At 40.2% G+C, this 19,603-nt stretch carries 26 protein-coding genes; 12 read left to right on the forward strand and 14 right to left on the reverse strand.

Features of this window, described 5'->3' with window-relative positions:
• The first annotated feature begins 66 nt into the window (after nucleotides 1–66).
• Complete coding sequence (locus CBE70_RS15085; RefSeq protein ID WP_100159969.1) at nucleotides 67–567, forward strand: ribonuclease domain-containing protein; 501 nt, start codon at nucleotides 67–69, stop codon at nucleotides 565–567.
• On the forward strand, nucleotides 567–848 hold the full coding sequence (locus CBE70_RS15090) for a barstar family protein (protein ID WP_100159970.1): 282 nt from the start codon (nucleotides 567–569) through the stop codon (nucleotides 846–848). Before CBE70_RS15085 ends, CBE70_RS15090 begins: the two co-directional genes overlap by 1 nt.
• A gap of 73 nt (nucleotides 849–921) precedes the next feature.
• On the opposite strand, the gene yjgA is transcribed toward CBE70_RS15090, so the two are convergent.
• Nucleotides 922–1,482 carry a ribosome biogenesis factor YjgA gene (yjgA, locus tag CBE70_RS15095; protein WP_088495963.1) on the reverse strand — a complete coding sequence of 187 codons (561 nt, stop codon included), beginning with the start codon at nucleotides 1,480–1,482 and terminating at the stop codon, nucleotides 922–924.
• A gap of 187 nt (nucleotides 1,483–1,669) precedes the next feature.
• On the opposite strand from yjgA, the gene pmbA reads away from it, so the two are divergent.
• Nucleotides 1,670–2,998, forward strand: coding sequence for a metalloprotease PmbA (gene pmbA / locus CBE70_RS15100; protein WP_100159971.1), 1,329 nt, complete (start codon nucleotides 1,670–1,672; stop codon nucleotides 2,996–2,998).
• A 116-nt stretch (nucleotides 2,999–3,114) separates the two neighbouring features.
• Here pmbA and rnk read toward each other — a convergent pair whose 3' ends face one another.
• From rnk to CBE70_RS15160, 12 genes are all read right to left on the reverse strand, one after another.
• The gene (gene rnk, locus CBE70_RS15105) at nucleotides 3,115–3,525 is read right to left on the reverse strand and encodes a nucleoside diphosphate kinase regulator (RefSeq protein ID WP_075671465.1); all 411 of its coding nucleotides are present in this window, start codon (nucleotides 3,523–3,525) and stop codon (nucleotides 3,115–3,117) included.
• Between the two features lie 175 nt (nucleotides 3,526–3,700).
• Complete coding sequence (gene npr, locus CBE70_RS15110; RefSeq protein WP_100159972.1) at nucleotides 3,701–3,973, reverse strand: PTS phosphocarrier protein NPr; 273 nt, start codon at nucleotides 3,971–3,973, stop codon at nucleotides 3,701–3,703.
• Nucleotides 3,970–4,824, reverse strand: a complete 855-nt coding sequence (rapZ, locus tag CBE70_RS15115) for an RNase adapter RapZ (RefSeq protein WP_064718868.1) — start codon at nucleotides 4,822–4,824, stop codon at nucleotides 3,970–3,972. The genes npr and rapZ overlap by 4 nt, the downstream gene beginning before the upstream one ends.
• 79 nt (nucleotides 4,825–4,903) lie before the next feature.
• Nucleotides 4,904–5,371 (reverse strand): PTS IIA-like nitrogen regulatory protein PtsN, encoded by a 468-nt coding sequence (ptsN, locus tag CBE70_RS15120; protein ID WP_023582879.1) that lies wholly within the window; start codon nucleotides 5,369–5,371, stop codon nucleotides 4,904–4,906.
• 149 nt (nucleotides 5,372–5,520) lie between these two features.
• The gene (gene hpf, locus CBE70_RS15125) at nucleotides 5,521–5,808 is read right to left on the reverse strand and encodes a ribosome hibernation promoting factor (RefSeq protein ID WP_036913954.1); all 288 of its coding nucleotides are present in this window, start codon (nucleotides 5,806–5,808) and stop codon (nucleotides 5,521–5,523) included.
• 23 nt (nucleotides 5,809–5,831) lie between these two features.
• A complete protein-coding gene (gene rpoN, locus CBE70_RS15130) occupies nucleotides 5,832–7,313 on the reverse strand; it encodes an RNA polymerase factor sigma-54 (RefSeq protein WP_100159973.1) in 1,482 nt (493 codons plus the stop codon).
• Between the two features lie 59 nt (nucleotides 7,314–7,372).
• Nucleotides 7,373–8,098, reverse strand: coding sequence for an LPS export ABC transporter ATP-binding protein (lptB, locus tag CBE70_RS15135; protein WP_006535352.1), 726 nt, complete (start codon nucleotides 8,096–8,098; stop codon nucleotides 7,373–7,375).
• A 6-nt stretch (nucleotides 8,099–8,104) separates the two neighbouring features.
• Entirely contained in the window at nucleotides 8,105–8,638 is a 534-nt protein-coding gene (lptA, locus tag CBE70_RS15140) for a lipopolysaccharide ABC transporter substrate-binding protein LptA (protein ID WP_075671459.1), read from the reverse strand.
• The gene (lptC, locus tag CBE70_RS15145) at nucleotides 8,619–9,197 is read right to left on the reverse strand and encodes an LPS export ABC transporter periplasmic protein LptC (protein ID WP_075671457.1); all 579 of its coding nucleotides are present in this window, start codon (nucleotides 9,195–9,197) and stop codon (nucleotides 8,619–8,621) included. The genes lptA and lptC overlap by 20 nt, the downstream gene beginning before the upstream one ends.
• A 16-nt stretch (nucleotides 9,198–9,213) precedes the next feature.
• A complete protein-coding gene (kdsC, locus tag CBE70_RS15150) occupies nucleotides 9,214–9,771 on the reverse strand; it encodes a 3-deoxy-manno-octulosonate-8-phosphatase KdsC (protein WP_023582875.1) in 558 nt (185 codons plus the stop codon).
• A 27-nt stretch (nucleotides 9,772–9,798) separates the two neighbouring features.
• Nucleotides 9,799–10,773 (reverse strand): arabinose-5-phosphate isomerase KdsD, encoded by a 975-nt coding sequence (gene kdsD, locus CBE70_RS15155; RefSeq protein WP_075671453.1) that lies wholly within the window; start codon nucleotides 10,771–10,773, stop codon nucleotides 9,799–9,801.
• Nucleotides 10,774–10,791: 18 nt separating this feature from the next.
• On the reverse strand, nucleotides 10,792–11,772 hold the full coding sequence (locus CBE70_RS15160) for a calcium/sodium antiporter (protein ID WP_023582873.1): 981 nt from the start codon (nucleotides 11,770–11,772) through the stop codon (nucleotides 10,792–10,794).
• 239 nt (nucleotides 11,773–12,011) lie between these two features.
• On the opposite strand from CBE70_RS15160, the gene mlaF reads away from it, so the two are divergent.
• From mlaF to CBE70_RS15205, 9 genes are all read left to right on the forward strand, one after another.
• On the forward strand, nucleotides 12,012–12,824 hold the full coding sequence (mlaF, locus tag CBE70_RS15165) for a phospholipid ABC transporter ATP-binding protein MlaF (RefSeq protein ID WP_100159974.1): 813 nt from the start codon (nucleotides 12,012–12,014) through the stop codon (nucleotides 12,822–12,824).
• Nucleotides 12,825–12,827: 3 nt separating this feature from the next.
• Nucleotides 12,828–13,607 (forward strand): lipid asymmetry maintenance ABC transporter permease subunit MlaE, encoded by a 780-nt coding sequence (gene mlaE / locus CBE70_RS15170; RefSeq protein WP_100159975.1) that lies wholly within the window; start codon nucleotides 12,828–12,830, stop codon nucleotides 13,605–13,607.
• A 3-nt stretch (nucleotides 13,608–13,610) separates the two neighbouring features.
• Nucleotides 13,611–14,147 (forward strand): outer membrane lipid asymmetry maintenance protein MlaD, encoded by a 537-nt coding sequence (gene mlaD / locus CBE70_RS15175; protein WP_100159976.1) that lies wholly within the window; start codon nucleotides 13,611–13,613, stop codon nucleotides 14,145–14,147.
• Between the two features lie 96 nt (nucleotides 14,148–14,243).
• Nucleotides 14,244–14,873 carry a phospholipid-binding protein MlaC gene (gene mlaC / locus CBE70_RS15180; RefSeq protein WP_100159977.1) on the forward strand — a complete coding sequence of 210 codons (630 nt, stop codon included), beginning with the start codon at nucleotides 14,244–14,246 and terminating at the stop codon, nucleotides 14,871–14,873.
• 1 nt (nucleotide 14,874) lies between these two features.
• Nucleotides 14,875–15,168, forward strand: coding sequence for a lipid asymmetry maintenance protein MlaB (gene mlaB, locus CBE70_RS15185; RefSeq protein ID WP_100159978.1), 294 nt, complete (start codon nucleotides 14,875–14,877; stop codon nucleotides 15,166–15,168).
• Nucleotides 15,169–15,308: 140 nt separating this feature from the next.
• Nucleotides 15,309–15,563, forward strand: a complete 255-nt coding sequence (ibaG, locus tag CBE70_RS15190; protein ID WP_006535338.1) for a BolA family iron metabolism protein IbaG — start codon at nucleotides 15,309–15,311, stop codon at nucleotides 15,561–15,563.
• 47 nt (nucleotides 15,564–15,610) lie between these two features.
• Nucleotides 15,611–16,873: a UDP-N-acetylglucosamine 1-carboxyvinyltransferase gene (murA, locus tag CBE70_RS15195; protein ID WP_088493805.1), complete on the forward strand. Its 1,263-nt coding sequence runs from the start codon at nucleotides 15,611–15,613 to the stop codon at nucleotides 16,871–16,873.
• A 195-nt stretch (nucleotides 16,874–17,068) separates the two neighbouring features.
• Nucleotides 17,069–18,130 carry a DUF2157 domain-containing protein gene (locus tag CBE70_RS15200; protein WP_100159979.1) on the forward strand — a complete coding sequence of 354 codons (1,062 nt, stop codon included), beginning with the start codon at nucleotides 17,069–17,071 and terminating at the stop codon, nucleotides 18,128–18,130.
• A gap of 48 nt (nucleotides 18,131–18,178) precedes the next feature.
• Nucleotides 18,179–18,424, forward strand: a complete 246-nt coding sequence (locus CBE70_RS15205; protein ID WP_100159980.1) for a CPCC family cysteine-rich protein — start codon at nucleotides 18,179–18,181, stop codon at nucleotides 18,422–18,424.
• A 26-nt stretch (nucleotides 18,425–18,450) separates the two neighbouring features.
• On the opposite strand, the gene degS is transcribed toward CBE70_RS15205, so the two are convergent.
• Nucleotides 18,451–19,521 (reverse strand): outer membrane-stress sensor serine endopeptidase DegS, encoded by a 1,071-nt coding sequence (degS, locus tag CBE70_RS15210; RefSeq protein ID WP_100159981.1) that lies wholly within the window; start codon nucleotides 19,519–19,521, stop codon nucleotides 18,451–18,453.
• Nucleotides 19,522–19,603 lie beyond the last annotated feature (82 nt).

Here is a 19,603-nt window from a genome sequence, read left to right on the forward strand (position 1 = left end):
ATGTACTAATTAAACTCCATCTTTTGATGGAGTTTTTTATCTCAGCGACAGTAAAGGTGCTAATTTATGGGTAAACGTTTATTACCAGTTATTATTGTTATTGCTGTTTTATTTGGTGTGCTTTATAAAGGTTTACTTCCTGAAACGAAAGTATCCTCCTCTACATCGTCAGTTTCTGTTCCAACATCATCGAACAATAACAGCAATAAACCAGCGCAAATTTCACTCTCTATTGATGAAAAAACACAAGCCAATGCAGTGGCTAATTATTTACAACGTCATCAACAGTTACCGAGTTTTTATCTCACTAAAAAACAGGCAAGAGAACAAGGTTGGAATGCGAAAGAAGGTAACTTATGTGAAGTTTTACCGGGAAGGGCAATCGGAGGCGATCGCTTTATGAACCGTGAAAAACAGCTACCAGAAGAGACAGGTCGCCAGTGGTATGAAGCCGATGTGAATTATCACTGTGGTCATCGTGGTAGTGATAGATTGCTTTATTCAAATGATGGGCTGATTTATGTTACCACCGATCATTACCGTACAATGACAAAGGTTGCCCCTTAATGAAACAGGTTATCTTCGATTTTAAAATACTGGTAGATAGAGATGCCTTTTATCATGATTTTGCACTGCAATTTCAGTTAGATGATAAATTTGGCGATAACCTAGATGCACTATGGGATGCGTTAGTGGGGGAAATAGAATTGCCGGTCAGTATTGTTTTCAAGCATTTACCTCATCATTCCCGTGATTTTCAACCTTTGGTGGAATTGATGCAAGAAGCACAAAATGAGCTTGGTAAAGACGTTTTAAGCTTTCATTGTGAACATAAAACGCAAAAGTAATTCAGAGTAGAAAATATGCCCTGAAAATCGCAGTGAGACTGAATTTACACTGCGTTTTCAGGATGATCAGGTTTTATGCTGATTCTGATAAATCTTTTAGATATTGAAATAGTAAGCGGAATGATTTTGGAGGCTTATTCGCTTCTTTTTCTTTTTTCGCATTACGGATAAGTGTGCGTAATTGTTGGCGATCAGCCATTGGATAAAGCGCAACAACTTCTTCAATCACTTCATTGCCACCTTCAACAAGGCGAATTCGCAGATCTTCTAGTTTGTGTAACACTAAGATCTGTTGGTTGTGGCGGTTTTTTAGTTTATCAAGCGCTTGGCGGATCGGATCTTCGTCCACATTGCGCAGTAGTTTTCCAATATATTGAATTTGGCGACGGCGTGCTTCACGCTGTACTTTTTGTGCTAATTGAATAGAGGCTAATAATTTCTCATCTAATGGTACACGCTCTAATTCTTGTGCACTTAATTCAACTAATTCAGTACCCAGTTTTTTGAGTGCTTCAGCATCACGTTTAATTTCACTTTTGCTGACCCAGATGATTTCGTCCTCTTCTTCCTCTTCTGACGATGTATCGTCAAATTCAGGATTGAGGTAATGCCACTCTTCAGGCTGCTTTGCCATAATAAAAATTCCTGTTGCAGAGTAAGCCGGGAGTGTGATTTGGTGAATGACCAAAAGCCCGACGGGTGATAACATTCATATATCTTCTATTGTAACTGGGAAAATCGCTTGTTGACCACCTGTCAATTGATTTACTTTGCTAAAAATAAGTAAAAAGTGGTGTTCTCCTTAGGAAAAATGGTTCTCAATGAATAATTCAGATCAGGTAAAACAGCTTGAAGACGCCGTCTCACTCGCATTAGAGCTGGCAGCAAAACAGTGTGATGGTGCTGAAGTCGCTATTAATAAATCGACAGGTATTAGTGTAAGTACGCGTTATGGTGAAGTTGAAAATGTTGAATTTAACAGTGATGGGGCTTTAGGCATTACGGTTTATCAACAACAACGTAAAGGTAGTGCATCTTCAACAGATTTAAGTCCTGATGCGATTAAGCGAGCTGTACAAGCTGCTGTGGATATTGCACGCTACACTTCAGTTGATCCATATGCAGGGCCTGCTGATCAAGAGCTATTAGCGTTTGATGCACCTTTCCTTGATCTTTACCATCCTACCGAAGTTACGGCAGATAAAGCGATAGAATTAGCATCAAGAGCAGAAAAAGCCGCTTTAGATAGCGATAGCCGTATTATTAATACCGAAGGAGGTAGCTTTAATAGCCACAGTGGAACCCGTGTATTTGGTAATAGCCTTGGCTTATTAAAAAGCTATTCATCTTCACGCTATTCTATGTCGAGTTGTGTTATTGCTCGTGATGGTGAAGATATGGAGCGCGACTATGCTTACACTATTAGTCGTCGTTTTGATGATCTAGAATCACCTGAATGGGTAGGTCAAGAGTGCGCTCGCCGTACTTTATCTCGCCTTGCACCTCGTAAACTACCAACCATGAAAGCCCCCGTTATTTTTGCAGCAGATGTTGCGACGGGTATTTTTGGTCATTTGGTTGCAGCAATCAGTGGCAGCATGATTTACCGTGAATCTTCTTGTTTACTTGATAGCTTAGGTAAGCAAATTTTCCCTCAGTGGCTAAATATTCAAGAACGTCCTCACTTAATGAGAGGTTTGGCGTCAACACCGTTTGATAGTGAAGGTGTGCGTACAACCAATGCTGAAATTATTAAAGATGGCGTATTACAAGAGTGGTTATTAACCACGTATTCAGCAAGAAAATTGGGTTTAAAAAGCAATGGTCATGCTGGTGGTATTCATAACTGGTATATCCCAGGACAAGGTTTATCGTTTGATGCACTGTTAAAAGAGATGGGAACAGGCCTTGTTGTTACTGAATTGATGGGGCAAGGTGTCAGTACAGTAACGGGTGATTATTCTCGTGGTGCGAGTGGTTTTTGGGTTGAAAACGGTGAAATTCAATATCCTGTAAGCGAAGTGACTATTGCAGGTAACTTAAAAGATATGTGGGCAAATATTGCCACTATGGGTGATGATATTGAGACGCGCAGTAATGTTCAGTGTGGCTCGTTATTATTACCAGAAATGAGTATTGCAGGTGAGTGAGTTTTAGACACTTATCGCAACCTTTAATCTCAGCCCGCAATGGGCTGAGATATCGCGTTTATCTGTGTGCTTTTCAATTTGAGAAGATAAAATAAGACGCGAACCTTCAGCTATGTTTAACGGTGTAATTCACCCGCAGCTTCAGGTTGGTATAGAATTTCTAATACTTTAACCTTGGTTTCAAGGCCATTTGGCAGTTTCCAACTGATCTCATCATCAATCGCTAAACCCAGTAGCGCAGCACCCATTGGTGCCATAACGGAAAGTTCAGTAGTGCTGTCTTTTAATGAAGCGGGATACACTAAAGTACGAGTACGCTCTTCATTATTTTTTAAGTCCATAAAACGGACTTTGCTGTTCATTGTGACAATATTAGCAGGGATATCAGCTGGTGTAACAATGTCAGCACGATCTAATTCTTCATTCAATGCTTCAGCAATCGGGCTATCTGCAAATGCCGGTTGTTCAAGTAATGAATCTAAACGTTCTGCATCAAGTTCGTTGATGATAATTGTTGGCTTTGTCATACCACACTCCAATTTATTCCAATGCAAAACAACACCCCCACGGGTGAGGTGGGGGTGTTGTTAAACTCATATAAGAGATAATAGGCGGTTCTGTATAAAAAAGAAAGAGACAGTGATCACAGTCTCTTTCGGGTTATTTAGTTAAGAAATGCTAATCTATTGTTTTCTATTACGATTATTCTTCATCAAACCCCGATTCAAATAATGCGATAATAGCATCAATAGCTTCATTTTCATCACCACCAGTGACTTCTATATCAATTTGACTGCCTTGCTCTGAATCTAACATCAGCATAGCAATCACACTATCCGCTTGTGCTTCAACCCCTTCGTTGTTGCGTAAAATGACGGTTGATTGAAATGTTTTGACTAAATCAAACAACTTCATTGCAGGTCTTGCATGCATACCGAGTCTATTTTTAATCGCAACTTGCCGATATTGGGTCATTTGCGTTTTTCTAGTGTTCTATGGCGTGATTGTACGTTTTTCCCTCTAGAGCGAAAATAGTCTGCGAGTTGCTCAGCAACATAAACAGAACGGTGTTTACCCCCCGTACAACCAATCGCAACCGTCAAATAACTACGGTTATTGGTTTCTAACATCGGCAACCAAAGTTCGAGATAGCTTCTAGTTTGATAAATAAAGTTATGAACTTCGGTGTGTCTATCTAAAAACGCTGCGACAGGGCGATCTAGACCTGTCATTGGGCGCAGTTTCGGATCCCAATGTGGATTCGGTAAGAATCGCACATCAAAAACATAGTCTGCATCAATAGGAATACCATGCTTAAAGCCAAACGATTCAAAGACCATCGTTAGCTCACGTTCACGTTTGCCTAATAAGCGGGTACGCAGCATCTCTGCAAGCTCATGAACTGACATTTCAGATGTGTCAATGATGAGATCCGCGCGTGATCGTAATGGCTCAAGCAGATCACTTTCGGTATCAATGGCAACTTCTAATGAAAGATTCTTGGTTGAAAGAGGGTGAAGACGTCGAGTATCACTATAACGACGAATTAAGGTATTTCTATCTGCGTCTAAAAATAAGAGTTGTGGAGAGTATTCAGCGGGTAAACTTTCCAGCGCTTTTTCGAAGATCTCCGGCGACTCTGGCATATTTCGGACATCAATACTGACTGCGGCAGCAGAAGCATCACGTTCAGCCAGTGTTTTTGCGAGCTCAGGTAAAAGATCAACAGGCAAGTTATCAACACAATAAAATCCCATGTCTTCAAGCGCACGCAAAGCGACTGACTTACCTGAACCAGAGCGTCCGCTGACTATCATCAGCACCATGAGGTAGCTCCCCTATAATTTCCCAGTGATGAATATCATTCCACTGTATGCTATTCGCGTCCTACTAAACCCGTAGGGGTTATTCTGTGATAATCTGATAAAGCTCTTCATCACTTTGTGCGGAGCGTAGTCGGCGACATAAATTTTTGTCTGCCAACTGTTTTGCAATCAAAGACAGTGTGTGTAAATGTTCCTTACATTGTGTTGCAGGAACGAGTAATGCGAACAACAAGTCGACAGGTTGATTATCAATAGCGTCGAAGGCAATAGGTTCGCTTAGGTGAAGAAACACACCAACTACTTTTTCTGTTTCATCACTTTCAATACGTCCATGAGGGATAGCTAAACCGCCCCCAATCCCTGTTGTACCGACTTTTTCACGCGTCAATAAGGCTTCAAATATCAGTGTTTCGGGTAAATTAAGTGCTTTTGCCGCATTTTCACTGATAATTTCTAACGCGCGCTTTTTACTCGTGCAATGTACATCATTATGCGTACATGCCAGAGAAAGTACGTCGCTAATATTCATCTTTGTATCGTTGTTCATTGTCTTATTCACTTAGACCAGCAAACCAGATGCCACAACGTGACATCTGGTTTTTCGTTACTGATATTGATTAGGCGTTGGCTTAAACCGAGTCATAAACAACGCAGTAACTTCGCCGATTGTATCCCCATTTCACAATGGGAAATGAATTAATGTTGTCTCAGTTTATCTTTGTGTTTGGTTAATTGACGAGCCAGTTTATCCATTAATCCATCAATTGCTGCGTACATATCTTCTGCTTCAGCAGAGGCATGCAATTCACCGCCATTAACTTGAATGGTCGCTTCCGCGATTTTATTAACTTTCTCGACTTTCAGGATAACCTGAACGTTATTAATTTTGTCAAAGAACTGAGGTAATTTCGCGCTTTTTGCTTTGACGGTATCACGCAGAGCATCGGTTAATTCAATATTATGACCAGTGATTTGAAGTTCCATAGTGTCTTCCTTCTCAATTATGCTCAAACCAACTCTTTGCGTTGATTTGAAGGCGGGATGGATAATGACTCTCTATACTTCGCAACAGTGCGTCGAGCAACTTGTATTCCAAGTTCTGCGAGCATATCAGCCAGTTTACTATCACTAAGTGGTTTCGCTGGATTTTCTGCTGCGATTAGTTTCTTCACTAAAGCCCTGATTGCTGTTGAAGAGGCTTCGCCCCCGCTATCAGTATTCACATGGCTAGAGAAAAAATACTTCAATTCGAAAATTCCTCTTGGGCAATGCAAAAATTTTTGCGTTGTCACTCGAGAAATGGTGGATTCGTGCATTTCAACCTGTTCAGCAATGTCTGCTAACACAAGGGGTTTCATATGCTCTTCACCCAATTCGAAAAATGCCTGCTGTGTGTCAACAATGCAATGAGCGACTTTTAATAATGTCTCATTACGGCTTTCTAAACTTTTTATCAGCCATTTGGCTTCTTGTAAATTGTCTCGAATAAATTTTCCATCGCTTTCATTTTGAGTCGATTGACCCAATGCTGCATAAGTCTCATTTATTCGTAGGCGAGGAATGCTATCTGTATTTAACTCAACTTGCCAGCGTTCACCTGATTTTTTTACCAGTATATCTGGAATAACATACTCTGACTCGCCTGTATCAATACTTAATCCGGGCTTAGGATCAAGAGACTGGATCATCTCAATAACAGATTTTAGTGTCTCTTCGCGTAATTTCGTTTGACGCATCAATTGACGAAAATCACGGTTACCTAACAACTCTAAATATTGGCTAATGACTAACTGCGTTTCTTTAAGATAGGGTGTTTCCGTTGAAAAAGCGGATAGCTGAATCAAAAGACACTCTTTTAAATCACGAGCAGCAACACCAATAGGATCAAAGCGTTGAATACGTTTTAATACGGCTTCGACTTCATCAAGCTCTAATTCATCATCGCCCATTCCAACAAGGATGTCATCTGTTGTGACAGTTAAATATCCTGTTTCATCAATAGCATCGATAATACTTATCGCAATTGCTCTGTCTGTATCTGAAAATGGAGTGAGATCAGCCTGCCATGTTAGGTAATCTTGCAATGAGGCAGTTGTTTCACCTTGATACAGTGGAAGCTCATCATCAGTATAGTCATTACTGGTGCCAGAAGGTGTGCCTGCGGTGTAGATCTCTTCCCATTGCGTATCTAAAGGGAGATCATCAGGCATCTCTTTTTGCTCTAAAGCATCCAGCGTGTCGAACTCTTCAACTTCGTTTTCAGTTGTTGTTTCTGTTGTAGAGTCTGACTGATTTTCTGTATGAGAGGTATCATCTGAAACGGGATCTTGTTGATCGTCGTCTTGTTCTAGAAGTGGATTAGACTCAAGCGCTTGCTGAATTTCTTGTTGTAATTCAAGCGTCGAAAGTTGCAACAAACGAATAGCCTGTTGTAGCTGTGGCGTCATTGCCAGTTGCTGACTAAGACGAAGTTGCAGACTTTGTTTCATAATAATGCGATGAGTCCTTTGCTGTTGTCATCCATGACAGAGTAAAAGTGAATCAAAGATTACAGGCGGAAGCCTTCACCTAAGTAAACACGTTTAACTTGCTCATTTTCAAGAATTTCTTCTGGTGAACCATGAGCGATAAGGTGACCTTGGCTGACGATATAAGCACGTTCACACACATCTAATGTTTCACGAACGTTATGGTCAGTAATCAGTACACCTAATCCATAATCACGTAGATGCTGGATAATTTTTTTAATATCTAATACCGAAATAGGGTCAACACCGGCAAAAGGTTCATCTAATAAAATGAATTTAGGGTTTGCTGCCAATGCTCGCGCAATTTCAACGCGACGGCGTTCACCCCCTGATAATGATTGCCCTAAGCTGTTACGTAAGTGGCTGACATTAAACTCTTCTAGCAGCTCTTCTGCTCTATCTTTTCGTTCTTCAGGCGTTAAATCATGGCGAATTTCTAAGATCCCCATAATGTTGTCATAAACGCTTAAGCGTCTAAAAATAGACGCCTCTTGAGGAAGATAGCCAATGCCTTTACGTGCTCGTTCATGTAACGGTAACAGCGTAATGTCTTCATCATCAATTGTAATACTACCTGCATCACGAGCGACAATGCCAACAACCATATAGAATGTGGTTGTTTTACCTGCACCATTTGGCCCAAGTAAGCCGACAATCTCACCTGAATTGACGTTCAGGCTTACATCACCGACAACGGTGCGCCCTTTGTATGCTTTCGCTAAATTTTCAGCTTTTAACAGCGCCATAAAGTGTTACTTACCTTTGTTGTTAACACCAGGGCCTTTCTCTTGCAACTGGGAAGGCAGTAAAACAGTAGTCACTTGTTTACCTTTACCGCTAAAAGCTTCCATTTGCTGAGTTGGGACGAGATAAGTGATCTTATCACCGGTGATATTACTGTCTAATTGTTCAAGATAGGCTTTACCCGTTAAGGTCATTAACTCTTTATCCATTTCATAGGTCATTTTTTCGCCACGACCTTTGATAGGTTTACCATCATCTTGTAACTGATAAAAAGTCACTGGGTTACCAAATGCTTCGATTACGATCCTTTTGGAGTCACCGCCTGGGCGTGTGACAACAACTTTATCTGCACGAATATCGATAGATCCTTGTTTGATCACAACATTTTGTGTAAAGGTTGTGACGTTTTTTTCTAGATCAAGCGATTGTTTCTCTGAATTCACAACAATAGGTTGTTGTGTGTCATCTTTAAGCGCCATCGCAGGTACACTTATCGCTAAAAGTGTACCAATAATCAGTGTATTACGGATTTTTTGATTCATTAGGGATCTCATAATAGGTGTTTACCTTTTCAATCAGCTCTGCACGTTTCTCGCGCAGATTGCCTCGCATTTTTAAGCCGACTGATTTCAGTCCGACGCCGATAATAGTCACTTCATCATCAGAGGAAACATCCTGTGTATCCAAATTTGCGATAGCATTGTCTGTGCTTATTCTCTGTAGTTGAGAGTCATCCGTTAAGCTATCAATTTGAACATCGCCATAAAGATAGAGCATTTTACTGTTTGTTAGCTTGGCTTTATTTGCGCGTACTGTCCATGTTGCATCCCCTGTCGGTGAATAGGTGGTTAAGACAGGGTTAGTAAACCATGTAAACTTTTGCTGAGCATAATTTTTGACATCATCAGCAACAAGTTTATATCCGAGTATACCCGTTGGCTCGTAAACAAAAGATATCGATGATTTGGATTGATAGGTTGGCTGACCATCATCAACAATCTCACCATCACCGAATTCAGTGTTATTAGTGTAGTTCCAGCCAATCAGCCCAAGGGCGATAATGGCAAGAATTAAGGTAAACCAGGATTTTAATTTATTCATTCTGTATCGTTATACGTTAAATCGAAAGACCTTTAGCTTCTTCAAGCCGACCTTGCGCTAAAAGGATTAAATCACACAATTCTCGTACTGCACCACGACCACCCGCAATGCGGGTTACATAATGAGCACGAGGTGTAAGTAATGGATGAGCATCAGCCACGGCGACAGAAAGTCCCACTTTTTCCATTACAGGTAAATCAATCAGGTCGTCACCAATATAGGCTGTTTGTTCAGGTTTAAGGTTTAGTGTATCTAACAGTTGTTGATACGCCAAAAGCTTATTATGCTGACCTTGGTAAAGATATGTAATGCCAAGGGTTTTAGCACGATCTTCTAACAGTTTAGACTGACGACCTGTAATGATAGCAACCTCAATGCCAGATGTAAGCAAGCAACGGATGCCATACCCATCACGGACATTAAAGGCTTTTAATTCTTCGCCATTGTTGCCCATATAAATGAGTCCGTCTGACATCACACCATCAACATCACAAATCAGCAATTGGATTTTTTCTGCTTTTTTGATGATTTGTTCACTTACTGCACCATAACAAGTTTCTATCATTGTATTCATTTTTATCCTTCGAACGTTATGACTATCTTATACAACACCAGCCTGTAATAAATCATGCATATGTAAAACACCTAACAGGATATCACTATCTTGTTCTGTTACTAATAGCGAGGTGATGTGTTTTGCTTGCATTAAATTCAGTGCTTCAACCGCCAAACAATCTGGGCGAATACGAATACCGCCTCTTGTCATAACATCTGAGATTTTTGCATTGTTTAGATCTATCCCTAAATCAAATATTCTTCGTAAGTCACCGTCAGTAAAGATACCGTTAATCAGCATACTGTCATCGCAAATGACGGTCATACCTAATTTTTTACGGGTTATCTCGACAAGTGCTTCACGTAAAGTGGCATCTTTGGTGACACGCGGAATATCTGCCTCTTTATTCATTAAATCACTGACATGAAGGAGTAATTTACGGCCTAATGCACCGCCAGGGTGAGAAAGCGCAAAATCTTCAGCGGTAAAACCACGGGCACGTAAAAGTGCGATAGCTAGCGCATCCCCCATAACTAAAGTTGCAGTTGTACTGGTTGTTGGGGCAAGCCCTAAAGGACAGGCTTCTTTAGGCACTTTGATACAAAGATGAATATCAGACGCTTTCCCCATTGTACTTTGAGGAGTGCGTGTCATACAAATCAGTGTTATCTGTTTACGTTTAAGTACCGGAATAAGCGCGAGGATCTCGCTGGCTTCACCTGAGTTTGAAATCGCTAGAACGATATCTTTTTCTGTCACCATACCTAAGTCGCCATGACTTGCTTCACCGGGATGAACAAAGAAAGAAGGTGTTCCTGTGCTGGCAAATGTTGCTGCGATTTTATGCCCAATATGCCCTGATTTACCCATACCCATGACAATAACACGACCTTGACAGTGGAAAATTTTTTCACAGGCAAGAGTGAAGTCATCGTTGATGTATTGTTCTAGTTCAGCTAACCCATCACGCTCAATATGAAGGACTTTTTTACCCGCTTGCTGAAAATCAAACTCGGTCATTTTTTTGTACCATTTATTTTAGGTTAAGAGAGAATGTGCAACGCACAACACCGTAATATAAACAATAAAGCAAACTAACAAGAATATCCCTTTTCCTCGATTAAGACGTTGTTTACGACCTAATGAAAAGAGAGAAAACAGTAAACTGGCAACACCAAGGACCGCAAAGCTAAAATAAAATGTATTGAGATTAAATGTGCTTGGTGAGAGTAATGCAGGCATTCCCAACACAAAAGTTAGATTGAAAATATTAGCGCCTATAATATTCCCTAATGCTAATTCATTCTCGCGTCTTAGTGCTGCCACAATGGTTGTTGCTAACTCAGGTAGGCTTGTTCCAATAGATAGCAAGGTTAAACCAACAAAAAATCCACTAAGATGATACTGTTGCATTAAAATAAAGACATTATCTAATATCATTTGGGTCGCAACTGGGATAATAAGTAAAGCAATAACAACCCAAAAAAGTGCAACAGAATTACGAGGATTTGTCTGTAATTCAAAACGCGTTAAGGTTTCTAAAGGTAATACGTGACGCTCTTGTGTTAGTGTTTTGTGCATCGTTTTTATCATTAGAAAAATCGATGCAAAACCAATAAAAAAGAGCAATGTACCTTCTCTAAGCCCTAAGTTTCCGCTAGAAACAATAATACCAACGAGCATGATGACTATAATCATCAAGGGAAGCTCTTTTTTTAGCACTGCGGATTGAATATTCATGGGATAAATCATCGCGCCAATACCCGCGATGAGGAGAAGGTTGGTGAGTGTAGAGCCAATGGCTGTTCCGATAGCGATATCAGGCAAGTTATGAACAGCGGCATCCGTTGAAACAAAAAGCTCAGGCAGTGAAGTACCAGTACCTACAATTAAGATACCGATAACGGCTGGCGGAATTTTTAACGATTGCGCAAAAACGCTCGCACCATAAACTAATCGGTCTGATGCATAAACGAGTAACATCAACCCAAAAATTAAAAGAGACAAAGTAATCAACATGCCATCAGTTTTCCAACAATGAGCGAATAAAGAAAAAACCAATAAGACAGGGCTGATAAAAAAACATATTGTCAAAAGGTTTTGCTAATTAACCATATTTTGACTAGCCAAGCACGAAAAGTAAAATTAACCGTGCAATAAATTGCTAAATAGTGGTGATTTCTTTGTAACATGGCGAATGACCTGCCAAAATAGCGTAAAAATTTGTTTATGCAGACAGGCTTGAGGATGTTTTATTCATGAACGCACAATCTGACAATCTAATTGAAGTGCGCAATATGAACTTCACTCGCGGTAGCAGAAAGATTTTCTCTGAGATCAATCTTGTTGTGCCGAGAGGTAAAGTAACTGCGATTATGGGCCCTTCAGGGATTGGTAAAACAACCTTGTTACGCCTAATGGGAGGACAAATCCTTCCAGATAGTGGTGAAATTTGGTTCGATGGCGACAATATTCCTGCGCTATCACGCTCTGCGTTGTATCAGGCAAGAAAGAAAATGAGTATGCTTTTTCAATCAGGCGCACTGTTCACAGACATGAATGTGTTTGAAAATGTGGCATTTCCATTAAGAGAGCATACAAATTTACCTGAAGCATTGATCCGTACAACGGTGATGATGAAACTTGAAGCCGTGGGTTTACGTGGTGCTGCAAGTTTAATGCCTTCTGAATTATCAGGGGGAATGGCGAGAAGGGCAGCATTAGCAAGAGCTATTGCGCTTGACCCTGAACTGATTATGTTTGATGAGCCTTTTGTAGGGCAAGATCCTATCACAATGGGTGTGCTTGTTAAGTTAATTGATGAGTTAAATCATGCGCTTGGTGTGACTTGTGTTGTTGTTTCGCATGATGTGCCCGAAGTATTAAGTATCGCAGATTACGCCTATATTGTTGCGGAGCAGAAAGTGATTGCTCAAGGCAGTGCACAAGAATTACAGGATAATCCAGATAGGCAAGTAAGACAGTTTTTAGATGGTATTGCTGATGGCCCTGTACCTTTCCGTTTTCCTGCGGGAGATTATCAGGACGACCTATTAGGACGAGGAAATTAGTACGTGGTAAATTTATTATCTCGCATTGGTGCTAGAGCATTGGCGATTTTTGCTACCTTCGGGAGAGCCGGTATTATGCTCTTTCGCGCATTAGTGGGTAAGCCTGAATTTCGTAAACAGTGGCCTTTGTTAATGAAGCAACTGTATAACGTTGGTGTCCAATCCTTATTAATTATCATGGTGTCTGGGCTGTTTATTGGCATGGTGTTGGGATTACAAGGCTATCTTGTTTTAACCACCTTTAGTGCTGAAGCTAGTCTTGGCATGATGGTCGCACTCTCTTTATTAAGAGAATTAGGCCCAGTCGTTACGGCATTATTATTTGCAGGTCGTGCTGGCTCAGCCTTAACAGCTGAAATTGGCTTAATGAAAGCCACAGAACAAATTTCTAGTTTAGAAATGATGGCCGTCGATCCTTTAAGACGTGTCGTTGCGCCCCGTTTTTGGGCAGGTCTTATTAGTATGCCATTGCTTTCACTTATTTTTGTTGCCATCGGTATTTGGGGCGGTGCAATTGTGGGTGTGGATTGGAAAGGGATCGATGAAGGCTTTTTCTGGGCATCTATGCAGGGTGCTGTTGAATGGCGACTCGATTTAGTGAACTGTTTTATTAAAAGTGTCGTTTTTGCCATTACTGTCACTTGGATAGCGCTCTTTAACGGGTATGACGCAATCCCAACATCAGAAGGGATTAGCAGAGCAACAACACGTACTGTTGTTCATTCATCGTTAGCCGTATTGGGTTTAGATTTTGTGCTAACAGCACTGATGTTTGGGAACTAAGTCATGCAAAGTAAAAAAATTGAAGTTTGGGTTGGTCTATTTGTTCTGATTGCGTTAGCTGCCGTGATTTTCTTATGCCTTAAAGTAGCTGATATTAAAGAAATGGGTAATCAACCGACTTATCGTGTTTATGCCAGCTTCGGTAATATTGGTGGGTTAAAAGAGCGCTCACCCGTTAAGATTGGTGGTGTGGTAATTGGTCGAGTTTCTTCTATCACTTTGAAAGAAGAAGATGAAGGTAACTATCGCCCTGAAGTCGTGCTCGATATTTTGAGCATTTATGACCACATTCCAGAAAGTAGCTCACTGTCTATTCGTACATCTGGTTTATTAGGTGAGCAATTCCTTGCATTGAATTTAGGTTTTTATGATGAAGCATTAGATTCTACTCTGTTAAAAGACGGAGGACGGATCACAAATACCAATTCAGCAATGGTGCTAGAAGATCTTATTGGTCAATTCCTTTATAAAACCGGTGATGGTGATGATTCAGCTAAATCTGAATCTAAACCGACAGAAGAACACTCTGCATTACCTTAATCATTAATTCCTATACGATGCACTTATACATTTAGCTAAATTTAGCGTAATAAATGCATCGTATTATTGAAACCCTATTTGAGGAGAAGCGAACGTATGTTTAAACGCTTATTGATGGTCGCACTATTAGTGATAACGCCTTTTGCCATGGCGGTAGATAAAACCAATCCTTACGCATTGATGGAAGATGCAGCACAAAAGACCTTTAGTAAATTGAAAAATGAACAGCCGCAAATTCGTAAGAACCCAGAGATTTTACGTCAAATTGTTCAGCAAGAATTACTGCCTTATGTACATATTAAATATGCGGGTGCATTAGTGTTAGGGCCGCATTATCGTAATGCAACACCTGCGCAACGCGATGCTTATTTCACTGCATTTGAAGCGTATCTTGCTCAAGTTTATGGTCAAGCATTAGCGATGTATGAAGGTCAAGAGTACCGTATTGAACCAGAAAAACCTTTTGCAGATAAATCAGCTCTAACTATTCGTGTCACTATTATCGATACAAATGGTCGCCCGCCAGTTCGTCTTGATTTCCAATGGCGTAAAAACAGTAAAACAGGTGAATGGCAAGCTTATGATATGATTGCTGAAGGTGTCAGCATGATCACAACAAAACAGAATGAGTGGTCAGATATTTTAAATTCTAAAGGTGTTGATGGTTTAACAAAACAGTTAGAAATCAGTGCTAAAACACCAATCACACTGGATGAGAAAAAATAACATGTCAGCTTCGTTAAATTGGGAAAAAAAGGAGGGTGTCCTCTATTTCCAAGGAACGCTAGATCGTGAAACGTTATTGCCTGTTTGGCAGCAACGGAAAGCATTATTAGCTGATATTAATATCATTGATATTTCTGCCTTAGGACATATTGATTCAACAGGATTGGCACTTTTTGTTCACTTAAAAGCAGAAATGGAAGAGCAAAATCGTCAATTTATTATTCGAGGTGTAAGTGAGCGTTTTCAGACCTTAATTACACTCTATGATCTTGATGAAATTATGAATATTGCCTAATACAGATATTGAGTAAAGGTATTAAAAAGCCCCCTTCGTGATACTTTTATCATTAAGGGGGTTTTTGATGGTTTAAGAGTAGAGCGGATTCCATTAGGATAGACGACTGATTATTATTTTAACGTTGAGATTGAGCAATTATGGATACAAATGAAATCAAACAAGTATTAATGGACAGCCTGTCTTTAGATGAAGTCATCGTCAATGGTGATGGCAGTCATTTTCAAGTTGTCGTTGTTGGCGCAATGTTTGAGGGAATGAGCAGAGTAAAACAACAACAAACCATTTATGCCCCTTTGATGGAATATATCGCCGATAACCGTATTCACGCTTTGTCTATTAAAGCCTACACACCTGAAGAGTGGAAGAGAGATCGTAAACTTAACGGGCTTTGATTCAGTAGGTATACAGCGTACAGCAAAATAAAAAGAGAGTTCTACAGATGGATAAATTTAGAGTACAAGGGCCAACCTGTTTATCAGGTGAGGTCACTATTTCAGGCGCAAAAAATGCCGCACTACCAATCCTGTTCGCTGCGATCCTTGCCGAAGAGCCAGTAGAATTAACGAATGTTCCTAAATTAAAAGATATCGATACAACGATTAAGTTACTTAATCGCTTAGGAACTAATGTTGAACGTAATGGTTCTGTTTTCGTTGATGCTCGTAATATTAATGAGTTTTGCGCTCCTTACGAGTTAGTAAAAACCATGCGTGCTTCTATTTGGGCTTTAGGTCCGCTGGTGGCTCGTTTTGGTCAAGGTCAGGTTTCTTTACCGGGTGGCTGTGCCATTGGTGCTCGTCCTGTTGATCTTCATATTACAGGTTTAGAGCAATTAGGCGCAGAAATCACTCTGGATGAAGGTTATGTGAAAGCACGCGTTGATGGGCGTTTAAAAGGCGCACATATTGTCATGGATAAAGTGAGTGTGGGTGCCACTATCACTATTATGACTGCTGCGGTATTAGCTGAAGGCAAAACCATCATTGAGAATGCAGCAAGAGAGCCTGAAATTGAAGATACAGCAAATTTCCTCAATACATTAGGCGCTAAAATCAGCGGTGCAGGTACTGATAGCATTACTATTGAAGGTGTAGAGCGCCTTGGTGGTGGTACTTATCAAATCCTACCAGATCGTATTGAAACAGGTACTTTCTTAGTTGCTGCTGCGATTTCTCGTGGTCGTGTTGTTTGCCGTAATGCTAAACCAGACACATTAGATGCTGTGTTGGCAAAATTACGTGAAGCAGGTGCTGATATCGAAGTGGGTGAAGATTGGATAAGCCTTGATATGCATGGTAAACGCCCTAAAGCGGTAACATTGCGTACTGCGCCGCATCCGGGTTTCCCAACCGATATGCAAGCACAATTTAGCCTTTTAAACTTAGTGGCTGAAGGCGCAGGAATGATCACTGAAACTATTTTTGAAAATCGTTTTATGCACATTCCTGAGTTAATCCGTATGGGCGCTCACGCCGAAATTGAAAGTAATACTGTGTTATGCCACGGTGTTGAAAAACTGTCAGGCGCACAAGTGATGGCAACAGATTTACGTGCTTCTGCAAGCTTAGTACTTGCAGGTTGTATTGCTGAAGGCACAACTATTGTCGATCGTATTTACCATATCGATCGTGGTTATGAGAATATTGAAGCTAAATTACAAGGATTAGGGGCAAAAATAGAACGTTTGCGCTCTAATGACTAATTTATTTTAGTTATCCTTTTTTAGCCATTTAAAACCATAGTGCATTGTTGTGCTGTGGTTTTTTTTGCGCATTATTTCAATAGAACTCTCAATAGAATAGGATAATTCATAAGGCATTTCTTTCGTGACAAGATACAGTAAGAAAAATAGACCTGTTTTAGAGAAACCTCTATGAGCTAAAAGGAAGGAACATGTATGCAGGTAACAAGGAAACAAGAGCGCCTAGTTCGTCAGGCATTGGATGAATGGCAAAAATCTGGTGCAATCTCGACACAAGAACATCAACAATTAGGAAGTACGTTGCATCGTATTCCTTTCGATTGGAAAAGATTAAGCCGCTACGCATTTTGGATAGCAATGGTCTGTTTGATTATTGCTGCTGGAAGTATTTTTAGTGACAGTGCATTAGTCTATTATTTAATTGAGATTTTTAGTGTTTCTGAAATTATGCGGGTGATCTCTCCTGCACTTATTGCTTCAGCTCTCTACTTCTGGGGATTTAAACGTCAGCGAAAAGAAACACAGTGGCATTACAGTACTGAGTTTATTCTCTTTTTAGGTGTGATGTTTACGGCTATTTTCCTTTGGCAATTGGGAGAATTACTGGATACAGGAAGTGGCCATATTGCCCCTCTCTTTTTAATTGGCTGTGTCATTTATGGTGCAATTGGATTTATCAGTCGTTCCTCGCTGGTGTGGTTATTCTTTTTATTGATGTTAGGAAACTGGTTTGGTGCTGAAACGGGGTATGTCTCCGGTTGGGGCGCTTATTGGTTAGGGATGAACTATCCTATCCGCTTTGTCTTCTTTGGCGCAGTATTATTAGCAGGCTGTTATTTCCTACAAAATGTATTGGCACACCGTCGTTTATTTACCATGACAAAAATAATGGGACTCACTTATCTGTTTATTGCGCTATGGATAATGTCTATTTTCGGTAATTACGATCCAGATACGTGGTATCGCACTTCAAGTGTGAATCTGTTGCCTTGGGCACTATTATTTGGTGTTGTCGCTGTTATTTGTATTTATATTAGCCTTAAAACAGATGACGGTATGTTAAGGGGGTTTGGCCTAACATTCCTTGGTATCAACCTTTATACCCGATTCTTTGAATATTTTTGGGATAGCTTACACAGTGCGATTTTCTTCTTTATTTTGGCGATTTCACTGATTTTAATTGGAAGAAAAGCTGAAAAAATTTGGCATGCTGTTGAGAATAACTCAATCGCTAATAAAGAGAGTAAGAGCGAATAGTATAATAAAAAATATACTGATTAGTAATGTGGTAGGAGAGCCAATCCTATGGAAAAGCGAAGTTGTCATCTTCCTTTAGAAGTGAGCTGTGTTGCGTGTCATTATTTTGTTTTCAAAGATAAAGATGAGGTATTTTTTGAGATCTGTCCCGTATGTGGTTGGCAAAATGATGGTACTAAAGAAGGTCAATATAGCGGTTGTAATCACAGCACATTAGAGGACTATCGTAATACCGAAAGTTTTAAAGAAAGCTGCTTACAAAGTGCGACGTTTTATATGAAATCTCCCTACTAGCCAAAAATAGGGAGATTTTTTGCTAGTTATGATTCTGGTTGGTATTCAGAGATAGTTACATCAACATTTATCTCATTACCTTCTCGTAATACCGTGACAGGTAATACCGTGCCGGGGCGCGTTTCTGCGATGTAATCCATCATTTCCATCGCGGAAGTCGCTGGTGCATGATTAATACTAAGGATGATATCGCCTGTTTTTATTCCGGCTTTATCCGCAGGACCATTTGGTGAGATCCTAAAAATACGCAACCCTTGGATTTGCTTAATATCTGTATTTGATGAGCGAATTCTTGGTAATTCTTTTGCTGTAATACCAATAAAGCCACGGATAACACGACCATCACGAATTAGCTTATTCATAATTTTAACTGCAAGTTCGGTTGGAATAGCGAAGCCTAATCCCTCAGCAGTAGGGCGGTATCCGTTATAGGTTCCTGAATCAAACGTCATGGTATTAATACCTACTAGTTCACCTTCAGTATTAATTAATGCTCCGCCAGAATTACCTTCATTAATTGAGGCATCTGTTTGTAGGAAATTTTGGTAACGGGTTGGACTTAATCCAACGCGACCTGTAGCACTGATGATCCCTTGTGTAATAGTTTGCCCAATATTAAATGGGTTACCAATAGCCAGTACAACATCACCAACATGAGAAATGCGTTTAGTATTAATGGGGATTGTAGGGAGTTTATCGGCATCAATTTTTAATACCGCAAGATCGGTTAAAGGATCGGAGCCAACAAGCAGGCCTTCATAAAGATCACCATTTTGGAGCGCGATAAGGATCTGATCAGCATTATTGATAACATGTTGATTTGTCAGAATATAACCACGACCATCCATAATGACACCAGCGCCTAAAGATGTTAGCTCACGGCCTTCTTGAGAAAAGCTCCCCATTGTACTGCTATAAACATTAACAACCGCAGGGGCTGCTCGTCGTACTGCTGTGTTATAGCTAAAAGGCGCATTAAGAAAATCGCCATTCAGTAGGCGTTCAATAAAAATAGGGCGAATTGAAGGAACTGCAATCAAAAGAATTGCTGCGGTGAGAAGACCAATTAGAGTTGATCGCAGTAACTTAGTTAACATAAAAATCCTGTATTTATGTCTGACTGTGAAATTATTCGCGTAGAAGCGGTGAGAATAGCATAGTTTAACTTATGAAAGCATC

The organism is Proteus columbae (assembly GCF_002777965.1).
Lineage (GTDB): Bacteria > Pseudomonadota > Gammaproteobacteria > Enterobacterales > Enterobacteriaceae > Proteus > Proteus columbae.

Bases quoted from the DNA above. Each gene is read 5' to 3' on its own strand.
- mlaF (WP_100159974.1), top strand. From the start codon at position 12,012: ATGAACGCACAATCTGACAATCTAATTGAAGTGCGCAATATGAACTTC.
- hpf (WP_036913954.1), bottom strand. From the start codon at position 5,808: ATGGAACTTCAAATCACTGGTCATAATATTGAATTAACCGATGCTCTG.
- mlaD (WP_100159976.1), top strand. From the start codon at position 13,611: ATGCAAAGTAAAAAAATTGAAGTTTGGGTTGGTCTATTTGTTCTGATT.
- kdsD (WP_075671453.1), bottom strand. From the start codon at position 10,773: ATGACCGAGTTTGATTTTCAGCAAGCGGGTAAAAAAGTCCTTCATATT.
- CBE70_RS15090 (WP_100159970.1), top strand. From the start codon at position 567: ATGAAACAGGTTATCTTCGATTTTAAAATACTGGTAGATAGAGATGCC.
- rnk (WP_075671465.1), bottom strand. From the start codon at position 3,525: ATGACAAAGCCAACAATTATCATCAACGAACTTGATGCAGAACGTTTA.
- CBE70_RS15205 (WP_100159980.1), top strand. From the start codon at position 18,179: ATGGAAAAGCGAAGTTGTCATCTTCCTTTAGAAGTGAGCTGTGTTGCG.
- pmbA (WP_100159971.1), top strand. From the start codon at position 1,670: ATGAATAATTCAGATCAGGTAAAACAGCTTGAAGACGCCGTCTCACTC.
- lptB (WP_006535352.1), bottom strand. From the start codon at position 8,098: ATGGCGCTGTTAAAAGCTGAAAATTTAGCGAAAGCATACAAAGGGCGC.
- degS (WP_100159981.1), bottom strand. From the start codon at position 19,521: ATGTTAACTAAGTTACTGCGATCAACTCTAATTGGTCTTCTCACCGCA.
- kdsC (WP_023582875.1), bottom strand. From the start codon at position 9,771: ATGAATACAATGATAGAAACTTGTTATGGTGCAGTAAGTGAACAAATC.
- lptC (WP_075671457.1), bottom strand. From the start codon at position 9,197: ATGAATAAATTAAAATCCTGGTTTACCTTAATTCTTGCCATTATCGCC.
- CBE70_RS15200 (WP_100159979.1), top strand. From the start codon at position 17,069: ATGCAGGTAACAAGGAAACAAGAGCGCCTAGTTCGTCAGGCATTGGAT.
- CBE70_RS15160 (WP_023582873.1), bottom strand. From the start codon at position 11,772: ATGTTGATTACTTTGTCTCTTTTAATTTTTGGGTTGATGTTACTCGTT.
- murA (WP_088493805.1), top strand. From the start codon at position 15,611: ATGGATAAATTTAGAGTACAAGGGCCAACCTGTTTATCAGGTGAGGTC.
- lptA (WP_075671459.1), bottom strand. From the start codon at position 8,638: ATGAATCAAAAAATCCGTAATACACTGATTATTGGTACACTTTTAGCG.
- npr (WP_100159972.1), bottom strand. From the start codon at position 3,973: ATGACCCAATATCGGCAAGTTGCGATTAAAAATAGACTCGGTATGCAT.
- rapZ (WP_064718868.1), bottom strand. From the start codon at position 4,824: ATGGTGCTGATGATAGTCAGCGGACGCTCTGGTTCAGGTAAGTCAGTC.
- ibaG (WP_006535338.1), top strand. From the start codon at position 15,309: ATGGATACAAATGAAATCAAACAAGTATTAATGGACAGCCTGTCTTTA.
- ptsN (WP_023582879.1), bottom strand. From the start codon at position 5,371: ATGAACAACGATACAAAGATGAATATTAGCGACGTACTTTCTCTGGCA.
- mlaC (WP_100159977.1), top strand. From the start codon at position 14,244: ATGTTTAAACGCTTATTGATGGTCGCACTATTAGTGATAACGCCTTTT.
- yjgA (WP_088495963.1), bottom strand. From the start codon at position 1,482: ATGGCAAAGCAGCCTGAAGAGTGGCATTACCTCAATCCTGAATTTGAC.
- rpoN (WP_100159973.1), bottom strand. From the start codon at position 7,313: ATGAAACAAAGTCTGCAACTTCGTCTTAGTCAGCAACTGGCAATGACG.
- mlaB (WP_100159978.1), top strand. From the start codon at position 14,875: ATGTCAGCTTCGTTAAATTGGGAAAAAAAGGAGGGTGTCCTCTATTTC.
- CBE70_RS15085 (WP_100159969.1), top strand. From the start codon at position 67: ATGGGTAAACGTTTATTACCAGTTATTATTGTTATTGCTGTTTTATTT.